This is a genomic window from Limnobacter sp. 130 (assembly GCF_902506325.1).
GTDB lineage: Bacteria > Pseudomonadota > Gammaproteobacteria > Burkholderiales > Burkholderiaceae_B > Limnobacter.
Map to the genome: position 1 here is coordinate 1,045,116 of NZ_LR732328.1, position 14,362 is coordinate 1,059,477.

General features: G+C 53.1%; 12 protein-coding genes and 1 tRNA gene. 2 read left to right on the forward strand and 11 right to left on the reverse strand.

Going from position 1 to position 14,362, the window contains the following annotated elements; translation table 11 throughout:
- The first annotated feature begins 3 nt into the window (after positions 1-3).
- On the forward strand, positions 4-1,434 hold the full coding sequence (locus tag FRIGORI9N_RS04960) for an FAD-binding oxidoreductase (RefSeq protein ID WP_159568740.1): 1,431 nt from the start codon (positions 4-6) through the stop codon (positions 1,432-1,434).
- Between the two features lie 7 nt (positions 1,435-1,441).
- Here FRIGORI9N_RS04960 and dusA read toward each other — a convergent pair whose 3' ends face one another.
- The 11 genes from dusA to FRIGORI9N_RS05015 all read right to left on the reverse strand — a co-directional run bounded on the left by dusA (position 1,442) and on the right by FRIGORI9N_RS05015 (position 13,948).
- Positions 1,442-2,419 (reverse strand): tRNA dihydrouridine(20/20a) synthase DusA, encoded by a 978-nt coding sequence (gene dusA / locus FRIGORI9N_RS04965; RefSeq protein ID WP_159568741.1) that lies wholly within the window; start codon positions 2,417-2,419, stop codon positions 1,442-1,444.
- 68 nt (positions 2,420-2,487) lie between these two features.
- Positions 2,488-4,308, reverse strand: a complete 1,821-nt coding sequence (gene typA, locus FRIGORI9N_RS04970) for a translational GTPase TypA (RefSeq protein ID WP_159568742.1) — start codon at positions 4,306-4,308, stop codon at positions 2,488-2,490.
- Entirely contained in the window at positions 4,305-5,339 is a 1,035-nt protein-coding gene (gene truB, locus FRIGORI9N_RS04975; protein WP_159569653.1) for a tRNA pseudouridine(55) synthase TruB, read from the reverse strand. The genes typA and truB overlap by 4 nt, the downstream gene beginning before the upstream one ends.
- Positions 5,311-5,715 (reverse strand): 30S ribosome-binding factor RbfA, encoded by a 405-nt coding sequence (gene rbfA, locus FRIGORI9N_RS04980; protein WP_159568743.1) that lies wholly within the window; start codon positions 5,713-5,715, stop codon positions 5,311-5,313. The genes truB and rbfA overlap by 29 nt, the downstream gene beginning before the upstream one ends.
- 27 nt (positions 5,716-5,742) lie before the next feature.
- Complete coding sequence (infB, locus tag FRIGORI9N_RS04985; RefSeq protein ID WP_159568744.1) at positions 5,743-8,568, reverse strand: translation initiation factor IF-2; 2,826 nt, start codon at positions 8,566-8,568, stop codon at positions 5,743-5,745.
- A 72-nt stretch (positions 8,569-8,640) separates the two neighbouring features.
- The gene (gene nusA, locus FRIGORI9N_RS04990; protein ID WP_159568745.1) at positions 8,641-10,110 is read right to left on the reverse strand and encodes a transcription termination factor NusA; all 1,470 of its coding nucleotides are present in this window, start codon (positions 10,108-10,110) and stop codon (positions 8,641-8,643) included.
- Between the two features lie 10 nt (positions 10,111-10,120).
- Entirely contained in the window at positions 10,121-10,624 is a 504-nt protein-coding gene (gene rimP / locus FRIGORI9N_RS04995) for a ribosome maturation factor RimP (protein WP_236550802.1), read from the reverse strand.
- 186 nt (positions 10,625-10,810) lie between these two features.
- On the reverse strand, positions 10,811-12,181 hold the full coding sequence (gene rluB / locus FRIGORI9N_RS15570; protein WP_341237665.1) for a 23S rRNA pseudouridine(2605) synthase RluB: 1,371 nt from the start codon (positions 12,179-12,181) through the stop codon (positions 10,811-10,813).
- Positions 12,153-12,767, reverse strand: coding sequence for an SMC-Scp complex subunit ScpB (gene scpB / locus FRIGORI9N_RS05005; RefSeq protein WP_159568747.1), 615 nt, complete (start codon positions 12,765-12,767; stop codon positions 12,153-12,155). Before scpB ends, rluB begins: the two co-directional genes overlap by 29 nt.
- Positions 12,768-13,228: 461 nt before the next feature.
- Entirely contained in the window at positions 13,229-13,444 is a 216-nt protein-coding gene (locus FRIGORI9N_RS05010) for a DUF1289 domain-containing protein (protein ID WP_159568748.1), read from the reverse strand.
- Between the two features lie 9 nt (positions 13,445-13,453).
- Complete coding sequence (locus FRIGORI9N_RS05015; RefSeq protein ID WP_201301409.1) at positions 13,454-13,948, reverse strand: YiiD C-terminal domain-containing protein; 495 nt, start codon at positions 13,946-13,948, stop codon at positions 13,454-13,456.
- Positions 13,949-14,075: 127 nt separating this feature from the next.
- On the opposite strand from FRIGORI9N_RS05015, the gene FRIGORI9N_RS05020 reads away from it, so the two are divergent.
- A tRNA-Met gene (locus FRIGORI9N_RS05020) sits at positions 14,076-14,152 on the forward strand.
- Positions 14,153-14,362 lie beyond the last annotated feature (210 nt).

A 14,362-nucleotide genomic window follows, 5' to 3' on the forward strand; every position in this document is an offset into this window, starting at 1 on the left:
GGCATGAACGAATTTCTTGACCAGTTGCGCAAACAGGTGCCGGGCTTGATGGTCAAGACCGACACCACGGACATTGCCCACGCATGCACCGATTGGCGCAAACGCTACCAAACCACCGCACTGGCCCTGCTTGAACCCCTGAACGCTGCGCAGATTCAGGGCATTGTGAAGGTGTGCGACCAATTCGACGTCGCCATTTCCACCCAGGGCGGCAACACGGGGTTGGTGGGTGGTGCCGTACCCACAGCAGAGGGCGATGCATCAAAGCGCCCGCATGTGGTGCTTAAAACTGGTCGAATTCGCGATGTGTTGAAGCTGGATGAAAGCAACCTGACACTGACCGCCAGCGCGGGCTACACCTTGTATGAAATTCAGGAATATGCAAGTGCCCACGGATTCCTGTTCCCCTTGAGTTTGGCCTCGGAAGGCACTTGCACCTTAGGTGGTAACTTGGCCAGCAACGCCGGTGGTGTGGCTGTGCTGCGCTATGGCAATACCCGAGAATTGTGCCTGGGTCTTGAATATGTGAATGCACAGGGCGAGTTGTGTGGTGACTTGCGAGGACTTCGCAAAAACAACACCGGCTACGACTTGCGCCATTTGTTGATTGGCTCAGAGGGCACACTGGGCATAGTGACCACGGCGTGCATGAAGGTGTACCCTGCCCCCAAAAGCCGTTGTGTGGCCTGGCTGAATGTGGACAACATTCAAGTTGCAGTCGATGCGCTGGGGTTTGTTCAAAGCCATCTGTTTGGCGAACTCAGCAGCTACGAGTGGATGAACGCCAATGCAATTGAGGTGGTTCAAACCCATTTTCCAGGCCGTGCACCCACTGGCCCGGGCGCGGAGGACCATGTACTGGCGGAATTTACCTCTTTGGGCCCGGAAACCGCATTGCGCGAGCAGGTCACCAAAACGCTGGAAGCCTTGCTCGAGGAACTCCCAGGCGTGCGCAACATTGCAATTGCGCAAAGCGGGCGGGAAATTGACACCTTTTGGGCCTTGAGAGAGAACATATCCGAAGCACAGGCCAAAGAGGGCTTGAACGTGAAACACGATGTGGCGTGTGCGGTGTCACAATTGCCTGTATTTCACGATATTGCATTAAATGAAATCGCAGAACATGGGGTTGATGTTCGGCCGGTGTTGTTTGGCCACCTTGGCGATGGCAACCTGCATTTCAACTTGTCAGCACCCAAAGGCAGTGACTCTGCGGAATTTCTGAAGCAACACCAAAGCTTGTTAAACACCTTGGTGCATAACGCGATTTTGCAGTGCGGTGGCACCGTATCGGCCGAACACGGCATTGGTCAACTCAAGGCTGAACTGTTGCGGGACATTACCAGCAAAAGCAACTACGCGGCATTCAAAACAATTAAACAGGCTTTGGATCCAAAGAATCTTCTGAACCCTGGCAAGTTGGTGTTGCTTTAGTGCCTACTCAAGCAGCATGCTTGAGCATTTTCGCCAAAGCGTCTTCAACCACCTGCCAATTATTAGCTTTCAGCAAGGTTGAATCGGACAACACCTGGCGGTAAAGCCTGCCGCCCGGCTGCCCGTGAAACAAGCCCAGCCAGGATTTCGTAATATTCCGAATGCTCTCGCCTTTGCGCAATTCCTGGTCAGCGTAGGCGCGTAATTCATCAATCACGTTGAAACGAGTTCTTGTATCCGTGGGTTGGCCAATGACTTCGTCAAACTGGGCCAGTAGCCAGGGATTGGAATACGCCTCTCGACCAATCATGCAACCGTCTGCCCAATCCAAGTGGCTTTTAATAGCGTCCACGGTAGTGATTCCGCCGTTCAAGATAATTTGAAGATGCGGAAAATGCTGCTTCAACCGCTTTACAACCTCATAACGCAAGGGTGGAATGTCACGGTTTTCTTTTGGCGACAAACCCTTCAACACCGCATTGCGTGCATGCACAATGAAAGTGTTGCAACCGGCTTCACTCACCTTGCCGACAAATTCGTACAGCATGGTTTCGCTTTCATCGTAATCGAGCCCGATTCGATGCTTCACCGTTACGTCGATTGAGCAGGCATCCCGCATGGCTTTGACGCAGTCGGCTACCAAATCAGGCTCAGCCATCAGGCAGGCACCAAAAGACCCCTTTTGCACGCGCTCCGATGGACAGCCCACATTCAGGTTCAATTCGTCGTAACCCGCTTGTTCGATCCACTTTGCGCACGCTGCCAGATGTTCCGGGTCGCTACCCCCAATTTGAAAGGCGACAGGATGCTCTTCCTCGTTGAATGCCAAAAAACGATTGCGGTCGCCGTACACCAGAGCACCTGTGGTGATCATCTCGGTATACAACCAGGTGTGCTGGCTAATGGCTCGATGGAACCTGCGGCAATGCCGGTCGGTCCAGTCGATCATTGGGGCAACAGAAAGTGTTCTGGGTTTGAAAGTCATGGTTTGAATTTTACAAATAAAAAGGGCGAGGCCAAAGCCACGCCCCCTTTAAGATTCAACCTTGCGGCTTACGCTGCGTCGCGGCTGGCGCGCTTGCGCTCGTGTTCCTTCAGGAAACGCTTGCGAATGCGAATATTCTTCGGCGTAATTTCCACCAATTCGTCTTCAGCAATAAATTCAACAGCGTATTCCAGATTCATTTGAATTGGAGGAACCAGGCGAACAGCTTCGTCAGTGCCCGATGAACGAACGTTGGTCAGTTGCTTGCCCTTGATGGGGTTTACGACCAGGTCGTTGTCACGGCTGTGAATACCAATCACCATGCCTTCGTACAAGGCTTCACCGGGTGACACAAACATGCGACCACGGTCTTGCAACTTCCACAAGGCGTAAGCAACTGCATCGCCATCGTCTTGAGAAATCAGCACGCCATTGTGACGCTCGGCAGAACCACCTTCGCGAATCGGTGCGTATTGATCAAACACGTGACTGATCAAGCCAGTACCGCGTGTCAGGGTCATGAAATCACCCTGGAAACCAATCAAGCCACGTGCTGGAATTTTGTATTCCAGACGAACACGGCCTTTGCCATCGGGTGACATATCAAGCAAATCACCTTTGCGGCGACCCAATTCTTCCATCACGCCACCCTGGTGTGAGTCTTCCACATCCACGGTCAACATTTCGTAGGGCTCGCACTTCACGCCGTCAACTTCCTTGAACACCACGCGTGGGCGTGACACGGCCAATTCATAGCCTTCACGACGCATGTTTTCCAGCAAGATGGTCAGGTGCAATTCACCACGGCCTGACACTTCAAATACGGTGTCGTCGTCGGTGTCTTTAACGCGCAGGGCCACGTTGGCTTTCAATTCACGCTGCAAACGGTCACGCAACTGGCGACTGGTTACAAACTTGCCTTCACGGCCAGCCAGTGGCGATGTGTTGACCATGAAGTTCATGGTCAATGTTGGCTCATCAATCGCTGGAATTTCCAGACCTTCTACTGCTTCAGGTGAGCAGATGGTGGTTCCAATGCCGATTTCCTCAATACCATTGATCAGGCAAATGTCGCCAGCTTGGGCTTCTTCTTCCTGAATACGCTCCAGACCACGGAACTTCAGCACCTGGTTGATTCGACCATTAAATGGTGTGCCGTCTGGGCCGTTGATACAGGTTACCTGCTGGCCAACCCGTACCGTACCGCGCTTGATACGGCCAATACCGATCTTGCCCACGTAGCTGTTGTAATCGAGCGATGTGATCTGGAATTGCAGGGGACCATTGGGGTCATCATCACGCACAGGCACATACTTCAAAATGGCTTCGAACAAGGGGCGCATGGTGCCTTCGCGCACATCGGGTGTATCGCCAGCAAAACCGTTCAAACCAGAAGCGTAAACAATCGGGAAGTCCAGCTGTTCATCGGTTGCACCCAACTTGTCGAACAAGTCAAAGGTTTGATCGATTACCCAGTCAATGCGGGCGCCAGGGCGGTCTACTTTGTTCACTACCACGATGGGCTTCAAACCCAAGGCCAATGCCTTGCGGGTTACAAAACGTGTTTGTGGCATTGGGCCTTCTACGGCATCTACCAACAACAAAACCGAATCAACCATCGACAACACGCGCTCCACTTCACCGCCAAAGTCGGCGTGTCCTGGGGTGTCGACGATGTTGATGTGGGTGCCTTCATATTCAACTGCGCAGTTCTTGGAAAGAATCGTGATACCACGTTCTTTTTCAATGTCGTTGCTGTCCATCACACGTTCTTCGAGCTTTTCGTTCTCGCGGAAGGTGCCAGACTGGCGAAGGAGTTGGTCAACCAGCGTGGTTTTGCCGTGGTCCACGTGGGCGATAATTGCAACGTTACGTAATGCGCGTGTCATAAATTTACCTGAATCAATCTGTCGGGTCGAAGCAAGGCGCCCTTCCCATCCGTTTCTAAAATGCCTGTTCCCATAAATAGGGAATTGCCTTTGAAGGCCGTATTGCTTACATCGGTGTTCACATCCTGCGCGGGGGCTTCTCCGTACACCCGCACTCGCCCTGGTTTGGCGTTGACCAAGTCCAGTGGCAACCGTTGCCCGTGCGAAAACCGCCGCGCAAACTCATTGTTCAATTCAACTTTCCCCAGGCTGCCCAAAAGCGAATCCACCGGGAAAAGCACAGCATCCAAAGCGTCAAAGGGGGTTTCCGATTCACCGAGCACTTTGAGTGCATCCAGGGTGTACGCGCGTTCCACTTTCAAGTCACCAATCGCGGTTCTCCGCAGTTCGGTGAGGTAGCCTGCCGTGCCCAATGCCTTGGCGATGTCTTCGCCCAGGGTGCGCACGTAGGTGCCTTTGCTGCAATTTACTTCCAGCTCAATGGTGCAACCAAGTTCACCATCTTGCTGATTGTGCTCGACTTTAATGACATCCAATTGATGGATCAAAAGGGTTCGAGCAGGTCTGTCCAATTCAATGCCTTCGCGAGCATACTCGTACAAAGGCTTGCCGTCTTTCTTTAATGCAGAAAACATCGGTGGCGTCTGTTGAATTTCCCCAACAAACTGCGCACACACCTGTTTTACCTCAATCTCGGTGATGCTTTCAAGCGCGCGGGTGCTGACTTTCGTCAATTCACCCTCGGCATCGCCGGTGTTGCTTGAAAAACCCAGCCGCACTTTGGTTCTGTAGGATTTGCTTGCGTCGATCAAATCTGCCGCAAACTTGGTCGCCTCACCGAACATCAATGGTAACAAGCCGCTTGCCAATGGGTCCAGCGTACCTGTGTGGCCGGTTTTTTCAGCACGGTACAGGCGCTTGACGATTTGCAGGGCTTGATTGGACGAATAACCAGTCGATTTGTCGAACAACAACACACCAGACAAGGCACGTTTTTGCTTTTTAGTCACCGCCACCGTCGCCACCACCATCCGAATCTGTGGCACCACCACCCTCGCCTTTCAGCGCCCGGTCAATGATCTGGGACATTTCAGCCCCACGCTCTACCGATTGGTCGTGTTTGAAACGCAAGGTAGGCACAGTGTGAATGTGCAACTTTTTAAAAATCAAATTGCGCAAATAACCTGAGGAGTCATTCAATGCCTCTTCAGTGGTCTCCGCCGAACCAGTCAATACCGAGAAATACACGGTTGCATAGGCGTAGTCGGGTGTCAGTTCCACATCTGTGATTGTGACAAACCCAAGCCGTGGGTCTCTCAACTCACGGGGGATCAGCTCAGCCAGGTCTTTCTGGATTTGCTCGGCAACCCGAATTCCTCTGGCTGGTGCTTTTTTCTTGTAACGCATACTTTCCTTTTCAAACCCACGCAGCAATTACAGCTGCGTACGGGCCACTTCCTTCACTTCAAATGCTTCCAGAATGTCGCCAACCTGGATGTCGTCGTAGTTGTGCAGCTGCAAGCCACACTCAAAGTTCTGGCGCACTTCTTTGGCGTCGTCTTTGAAGCGCTTGAGCGAGGCCAGCTGGCCAGTCCACACCACCACGTTGTCACGCAGCAAGCGTACACCTGCACCACGACGAATCAAGCCGTCGGTCACCATACAACCTGCAACAGAACCCACTTTGGAGATCTTGTACACTTCGCGGATTTCAACGTTGCCGATGATTTCCTCTTTCTTGTCAGGCGTCAGCATGCCGGTCATCGCGGCTTTGATCTCGTCTACGGCATCGTAAATGATGTTGTAGTAGCGAATATCCACGCCGTTGTTCTCGGCTGTTTTACGGGCGCCTTGGTCAGCACGCACGTTAAAGCCGATGATCACCGCTTTGGAGGCCACCGCCAGGTTGACATCAGATTCACTGATACCACCCACAGCAGCGTGCACAACCTGCACTTTCACTTCGTCGGTAGACAACTTCTGCAAGGCATGTGACAAGGCTTCTTGTGAACCCTGTACGTCGGCTTTCAGAATAACTGGCAGGTGTTTAACTTCGCCTTCAGCCATTTGTTCAAACATGTTCTCCAGCTTGGCGGCCTGTTGCTTGGCCAGCTTCACGTCGCGGAACTTGCCTTGACGGAACAAGGCAATTTCACGGGCTTTGCGCTCATCTGGCAACACAATCACTTCTTCACCAGCGGCCGGCACATCGCTCAAACCCTGAATTTCAACAGGAATTGAAGGACCAGCGGATTCGATTGAACGACCGTTTTCGTCCACCATGGCGCGTACGCGACCAAATGCAGAACCAGCCAACACCACATCGCCTTTCTTCAAGGTACCGCTTTGTACCAGCACGGTGGCCACTGGGCCACGGCCTTTGTCCAGGCGGGACTCAACAACCAGGCCTTTGGCTGGGGCTTCGATCTGAGCCTTCAGCTCGAGCACTTCCGCCTGCAGCAGCACTTGCTCCAGAAGGTCGTCAATGCCCAGGCCTGTTTTCGCAGACACAGGAACCATGGGCGAATCGCCGCCGTATTCCTCTGGTACAACCGAGTGAGAAATCAATTCTTGCTTGACTCGCTCAGGATTTGCATCAGGCTTGTCAATCTTGTTGATTGCAACCACAAGGGGCACATTGGCTGCCTTGGCATGGTGAATGGCTTCAATGGTTTGTGGCATCACGCCGTCATCGGCCGATACCACCAGAATAACGATGTCGGTTGCCTTGGCACCGCGTGCACGCATGGCAGTAAACGCCTCGTGACCCGGAGTATCCAGGAAGGTGATCATGCCGCGTTCGGTTTCTACGTGGTAAGCACCAATGTGCTGTGTAATGCCGCCGGCTTCGCCAGACGCCACTTTTGCGCTACGAATGTAATCAAGCAGCGATGTTTTACCGTGGTCAACGTGACCCATCACGGTAACCACCGGTGCGCGAGCCACTGACGGCGCTTCAGAATGCGCCACACCAGCTTGTTCGATCATGGCCTCTGGATCATCTAGCTTGGCAGCAATTGCCTTGTGGCCCAATTCCTCGGTCACAATCATGGCCGTGTCTTGATCTAGCACCTGGTTAATGGTGACCATTTGGCCCATTTTCATCAGGCACTTGATCACCTCTGCGGCCTTCACGGACATTTTGTGCGCAAGTTCAGCCACCGTGATGGTTTCCGGCACATGAACGTCACGGATCACTGGTTCGGTGGGTTGATTGAAGTTGCTTTGTTCCTGGTTGTGGCGACTGTTTTTGCCCTTCGGGCCTTTCCAGCCACCCGCACCAGTGCGGCCAACTCCAGTTTCGCCTCGGGTTTTCAAACCACCACGACGGCGGCCCGGTTCTTCCTTGGCACCCGGTGCGCGAACACCTTTGCGAGCACGCCCTGCAGAGTCATCCTCTGCAGCAGTGGCCAACTTCTCAGGCTTTTTAATGGTTGCCGCAGCCTTGGGAGGCTCAACAGGCTCTTCAGCCTTCATGACCTTGGCGGGCTGGGACATCATGCGGTTAATTGCTGCAACTTCAGCTTCCGCGGCCTTGCGAGCGCGTTCTTGGTTCGCACTGGCCTTGGCCGCATCTTCGGCTGCTTTCTTGGCTTTTTGCTCTGCTTTCAGCGCATCGGCTGCGCGTTGTTCGCGGGCCTTGGCTTCCTCGGCACGCGCTGCCTGGGCTGCTTCGTCTTTGGTATCAGTTTCTTCTTCGGCTTTGGCAGGTTTGGCGTTTTCAGCCTTGGCCTGTTCAACCGCTTCATGGGCAAGGCGCTCTTCTTCGGCGCGCTGGCGTGCTTCTTCCTGAAGCTTCAGTTCGCGCTCACGCTCTTGCTCAAGCTTGGCTTGTTTTTCTTTCAGCTCCGCTTCCTGACGCGCTTTCAATTCAGCCTGGCGTTGTGTTTCAGCATCACGGCGGGCCTGTTCAGCCGGATCCAGTTGAGCTTCCATAACGGGCTCGCTTTCACCTGCTTTTTCAGCGCGCTGCACGAATACGCGCTTTTTACGCACTTCAACCTGAACTGTGCGTGCACGGCCACCAGGGCCTGCTTGCTTGATTTCACTGGTCTGCTTGCGGGTGAGGGTAATTTTCTTTTGACCGCTTTCAGATCCGTGCGCCTTTCTCAGGCTTTCCAAAAGCTTTCCCTTGTCCGCTTCAGTAACTGCATCTGCCTCAGAAGTTTTGCTTACGCCAGCAGACTTCAGCTGCTCCAAAAGAACATCGGCGGGCATTTTCAACTCTGCTGCAAACTGTGCGACTGTGGTACTGGTCATCTACTATTCCTTCAAATTCCCTTACTGACCGGACCGAGTGGCCCGATTCGACTCTACTCAATACGGTTTGGATTACTCAAACCAGTGTGCGCGCGCTTTCATAATGATGTCGCGAGCACGGTCTTCTTCAATTCCTGCAATTTCAACCAATTCATCGACGGCCAACTCGGCCAAACCTTCGCGGTCTGAAATATCAGCAGTAGCCAGCTTGCCAACCAGGTCGCCATCAACGCCTTCGATGGACATCAGGTCGCCTGCACCTTCTACTATTTCCTCGCGCGCAATGGCCTCGGTCAACAAAGCATTGCGGGCGCGGGTGCGAAGTGCTTCGACAGTATCGGCGTCAAATGCTTCAATTTCCTGCATTTCAGCGATTGGCACGTAGGCTACTTCTTCAAGGCCTGTGAAACCTTCCTCGATCAGAATGTTGGCCACTTCTTCGTCCACATCCAGCTTGCTGGTGAACAACTCACGCAACTTGCCGATTTCTTCTTCGGAACGCTTGGCCGATTCTTCGGGGGTCATGATATTGATTTGCCAACCGGTGAGATCAGAGGCCAAACGCACGTTTTGACCGCTGCGGCCGATGGCTTGCGCCAGCTCGGCTTCGTCAACCACCACTTCCATCACGTGCTGGTCTTCATCAACAACAATGGATTGAACGGTTGCTGGCGACAAAGCACCAATGACGAACTGGGCTGGGTCTTCGGACCACAATACGATGTCTACGCGTTCACCGCCCAACTCTTGGGTAACAGCCTGAACACGAGAGCCACGAACACCCACGCAAGTACCAATCGGGTCGATGCGGCGGTCATGGGCCAATACTGCAATTTTGGCTCGCATGCCGGGGTCGCGTGCAGCACCTTTAATTTCCAGGTGACCTTGCTCGATTTCCGGGACTTCCATGGCGAACAATGCTTTGATGAACTCAGGTGATGTGCGCGACAAAATAACTTGTTGACCGCGCGCCAAGCGATCTACCTTCCAGAGGTAGGCACGTACACGGTCGCCTGGGCGCAGGCTTTCACGGGGAATCATTTGATCGCGCGGCAAACGGGCTTCGATACGACCGCTTTCAACGATGGCATCGCCGCGTTCCATGCGCTTGACCTGACCAATGACAATTTTGTCGCCACGATCAAGGAAGTCTTGCAGGATTTGCTCACGCTCAGCGTCGCGAACGCGCTGCAGAATTACCTGCTTGGCGGCCTGGGCGCCAATTCGACCAAATTCAACGGGCTCAAGTTCTTCTTCGATGAAGTCGCCCATTTCGGCTTCTTCGTCATGCTTCAAGGCTTGGTCTAACACCATTTGATAGGCGGGGTCGTAGAAGTCTTCTTCTGTGACCACTTCCCAGCGACGGAAAGTGTCGTAGTCGCCTGTGTCGCGATCGATGGACACGCGAACATCCACTTCTTCATCGAAGCGCTTCTTGGTTGCGGAAGCCAATGCCAATTCGAGCGCACCAAAGACGATGTCTTTGTCCACATTTTTTTCGCGCGCCAACGCATCAACTAATAAAAGCAACTCACGGCTCATTCCAGGGCTCCTAAAACTTTAGATGGGGGACCAGACGGGCACCCGCCAAATCAGTTATTTCAAAATCAAGCAAGTACGGCTCGGCATTTTTTCCGTCGGGAGTGACCAACACTCCCCAGGTTTGCTCTTTGCCTTTTTGCAATACGCCTTTGAACTGTTTTTGATTGTTGATGGCCCGCTTAAACTTCAGGGACACCTCTTGATCCAAAAACCGTTCGAAATCTTTTTTGCGACGTAACACGCGATCCACGCCCGGCGAGGAGATCTCGAGCCGCTCGTAGTTGACATTTTCGACGGTAAACAGGTGGGTGAGCTGGTGACTGACTTTTTCGCAGTCTTCAACGGTGACACCTGCTGGCGAATCAATCATGATACGCAACAGGCCATTGCCCTCACGCTCGATATCCGCAACCTCTAAACCCAGCGAGACAATCACGGCGTCGGCTTCCGTTACCCAGGACTCTGACCACACGCCAGACCATGAATTGCCAACAAACTCTTCAGGATTGATCACTTCGCTTCTTCGCCTTTACTAATTCGCTTGCTTCGTCTTTTAATTTGCTTCAAAACCGCCTCACCAAAAAAAAATGGGCCTGTAAGCCCACTTCATTTGAGACACCCTTTTTGGAGTGGGCGCTCAGGCAGCCTCAGAGAATAACCGAAACCGCCTTTATTTTCAAGTAATTTCCAGCTTGGGGAACTACATGGTGGGGGCTTTCCTGCGTCTGCGCTGCTGCGGTTTCTGGGGCGCCCCGTTTCCGGCTTCGTTGCCTCGACCTGGACCACGCCCTGCTGAAGGCCCACCAGTGCGGGCACCTGCGCCACGCGGCCCGGCGGGTCGCTTTCCCGCACCTGCAAATTTACCGGCAGGCGCACTGGCGTTGCCATTGGCACCCGCCCTGTTGCCATTGCGGTCACCACCATTTCCACGGCGAGCAGAGCCGCCGGCAGATGACAAATTGTTCTGATTGCTCAAAGCCGCCGCCGCTGTCGCACCGGAAACCGTGAGGTAGGTTTGCGTGGGTGTAGTGAAGGCAAGGCCTGGATCAATCAATGGCTGACCATTGCGGCGTTTGTTGTTTTTCGAACCAATGTTCTTTTTGTCACGGCGAATGGCCCCTTCTTGGGCGGACTCATCCACCTTCAAGCCCAGGGACTGCATGTACGACATGGCTTCAAGCGCTTCCATTTCCATGTGACGACCACGCTTGAGCGTGGAAGGCATCAAAATGTCGCCAAACCGGGTTCGGATCAGACGGCTCACGGTAAGTTTGCAGGCCTCGAACATTCGGCGAACCTCTCGGTTGCGCCCTTCTTTCAAACCGACCTTGTACCAGCGATTGGCGCCCTCGCCGCCTGCGGCATCGACGTAGAGAAACTTGGCAGGGCCGTCGTCAAGTTGAATACCTGTCAGCAATTGCTGGCGCTGTTCTTCGGTCAGTTCGCCAAGAATACGCACTGCATATTCACGCTGAACTTCATAGCGGGGGTGCATTAAACGGTTGGCCAACTCGCCCGAGGACGTGAACAACAACAGGCCTTCGGTGTTGAAGTCGAGACGGCCTACCGCAATCCACTTGCCATTGGATATTTTGGGTAACTTCTGAAATACGGTGGCTCGACCCTGGGGATCGTCCATTGAGACAATTTCGCCTGCGGGCTTGTGATAAATGAGCACGCGTGGAGGCTTGGATTTGTTTTTACGCTGGATCAGCTTGCCGTTTACACGGACCTGATCGGTGGGCAACACCCGCTGACCCAAATGGGCAGGCTCAGCATTGACCGAAACCCGGCCAGCAACAATCAGTTCTTCCATTTCACGGCGGGAACCCATGCCGGAATCGGCCAGCACCTTGTGCAACTTGGGCGCCAACTCGGGATCAAGCCGCACATTCAATTTGCTGCGATTCTTGCCTGCGCCACCATTTTCTTCAGACTTCAGCCCTTCAACCTGATTCAGTACTTCGCCCCACTCCATGTCGTGGCTTTCGCTGTCGACACTGACAATGACTTGCTCAGGAATCGGGTTGGTATCGAGTGTTTCAGTTGCTTTGCGCTTGTTGGTTCTCATCGTTTTCCGCTGTATCACTGTCATCCACATCAAATGGAATGACTTTTTGTAACTCATCAGCCAGCTGCTGGTCTTTTTCATCGTCCAGTGCAGGCAAATCGCTTAGGCTGACCAAATTAAGGTCGGCTAAAAACTGGGGCGTTGTGGCCCAAAGTGCTGGGCGCCCCGGTGCATCGCGGTGACCGATTGACTCGATCCAGCCGCGATCTTCAAGTGCTTTCATGACCTGGGTAGACACAGTGACACCACGAATGGATTCGATGTCGCCCCGGGTAACCGGCTGCTTGTAGGCAATAATTGCCAAGGTTTCCATGGTAGCCCTTGAGTATTTCGGGGGCTTTTCAGGATTCATTTGCTCAAGGTAACGTTTGACGTCATCTCGGGTTTGAAAGCGCCATCCGGTTTTAACCTGCACCAGCTCCAAACCCTTGTGGGTCCAGTCGCGGCGGATGTCTTCCAATAGCGTTGTAACCACTGAGGCGTCGATGGCATCGTCGAACAGACGCATCAATTCTTTGACCGCAATGGGCTCAACCGAACACAGCAGAGCTGCTTCTAATATGTTTTTAGCGCGCTGGGGATCCATCCAGGCGGACTCACTTTAAGAAATTCAGGTGTTGATAGGGAAATAGTGCCGATTGGTCCTGCAGGCCGAGGTGGCTGTTGCCAGCGGGGTGCAGGGGCGCAGCGTGAAACGAGTTGCGCGACGGGCATTTTATAAACCGATGGCGCATTGTAACCACGTTATCCACCGATCAGCAACCACTTGATCACACAATTAATTTCAAAAAAAACGGCTCACCTGGGCGAGCCGTATCTGAAAGTAACCCATGGAGGGTCGGAGACGTTTACAGTGTGCCCCGATTCGGTGCGCTGAACATCCCCACTGTGGCTTACCCCGAGGCTTGTGGAACTTATCCACACTGGGCGGGGAAAACCTTCCCGATTCGCTGTGGATAAAATTTTCAGCCCGTTGATTTTGTGCAGTTTTTGGTTGTTTGATTAAAAACTGAGCATGCGCTCTAGAGAGCAACCGCGCTTGCTATTTCAGCTTTCCCAACGATAGCCAACACCCGCTTGGCGGATGCGCTTCCAGACGGCCTCTTTTTCCTCATCGCTTTTGAACAACCACCCATCAACCTCGTCGAGCGTACGACCGCAACCCATGCAAACGTCGTCGCCAAGGTTGGTTGAACAAAATCCCACACAGGGGGTATCGGCTTCGGGCCACACGGGCAGGTTGGCGTATTCAGGCTTTGACATGTTGCTACTTTAATTGGAGTTGGGACGGTGTTGCTTCTTCAGGCGAATATAGAGCACTTTGGTGACGTGTGCGACAACCGAGCCATCGGCGTGGGTAATGTCGACCTCGAATGTGTGCAATACCTTTTCGCCCGTGGCTGCTTTGGACTTGATTTCACTGAGCGTTTGATCATTGACTTGATACACGCCCTTGACCAGTGAATTGCCTGGCGCAATAAAACGAATGTTCGCCTCTTGGTCCCACACATGGTAGTGACTGCCCAAACGCTTCATGAGCACAAGCATGAAGAATGGATCGGCCATGGCATACAGTGAGCCGCCGAACTGAGTTCCCATGATGTTTTTATTGCGGCGCGTGAGTGGCATGTGCACTTCAACTTCGTCGAAATTGGCGCTGATGTGATGAACATGAATGCCCGCACCGCGCAGTGGTGCATAAAAATTCATGGCCCTGCGCATGAACTCGGGCTTGTTTGAAAGGTTTCTCAGAAATTTTTTAAACATTTTTTGCTGCGAATTTTTCTTGTGGTTTCAGTAGGATAAAGGTTTTTGAGGGGATGTTTGTGGGTTGAACTGCGTTTGTGCACTTGCACACAAGGCGGAAACCCGCTATAGTTTCGTTCTTACCAGACGCGGGGTGGAGCAGTCTGGCAGCTCGTCGGGCTCATAACCCGAAGGTCGTAGGTTCAAATCCTGCCCCCGCAACCAAATTTTTATCATTAAAACCAATCACTTAGCGGTGGTTGGTTTTTTTGTTTTCTGGGCCACCCACAGCGTGTGCCCAAAATGTGCCCAACTGGTGCCCAACCCCGATTTAGCCCGCCTTCACTTTCATGACCTTCGGTCAAACCCAATAACGGTCAACAGGGCACATCTGTAAACATTTCTTAAATTTTCCGGTTCACATTGTTGTGCCCA

Bases quoted from the DNA above. Each gene is read 5' to 3' on its own strand.
- FRIGORI9N_RS04960 (WP_159568740.1), top strand. From the start codon at position 4: ATGAACGAATTTCTTGACCAGTTGCGCAAACAGGTGCCGGGCTTGATG.
- dusA (WP_159568741.1), bottom strand. From the start codon at position 2,419: ATGACTTTCAAACCCAGAACACTTTCTGTTGCCCCAATGATCGACTGG.
- typA (WP_159568742.1), bottom strand. From the start codon at position 4,308: ATGACACGCGCATTACGTAACGTTGCAATTATCGCCCACGTGGACCAC.
- truB (WP_159569653.1), bottom strand. From the start codon at position 5,339: ATGGTGGTGGCGACGGTGGCGGTGACTAAAAAGCAAAAACGTGCCTTG.
- rbfA (WP_159568743.1), bottom strand. From the start codon at position 5,715: ATGCGTTACAAGAAAAAAGCACCAGCCAGAGGAATTCGGGTTGCCGAG.
- infB (WP_159568744.1), bottom strand. From the start codon at position 8,568: ATGACCAGTACCACAGTCGCACAGTTTGCAGCAGAGTTGAAAATGCCC.
- nusA (WP_159568745.1), bottom strand. From the start codon at position 10,110: ATGAGCCGTGAGTTGCTTTTATTAGTTGATGCGTTGGCGCGCGAAAAA.
- rluB (WP_341237665.1), bottom strand. From the start codon at position 12,181: ATGAGAACCAACAAGCGCAAAGCAACTGAAACACTCGATACCAACCCG.
- scpB (WP_159568747.1), bottom strand. From the start codon at position 12,767: ATGGATCCCCAGCGCGCTAAAAACATATTAGAAGCAGCTCTGCTGTGT.
- FRIGORI9N_RS05010 (WP_159568748.1), bottom strand. From the start codon at position 13,444: ATGTCAAAGCCTGAATACGCCAACCTGCCCGTGTGGCCCGAAGCCGAT.
- FRIGORI9N_RS05015 (WP_201301409.1), bottom strand. From the start codon at position 13,948: ATGTTTAAAAAATTTCTGAGAAACCTTTCAAACAAGCCCGAGTTCATG.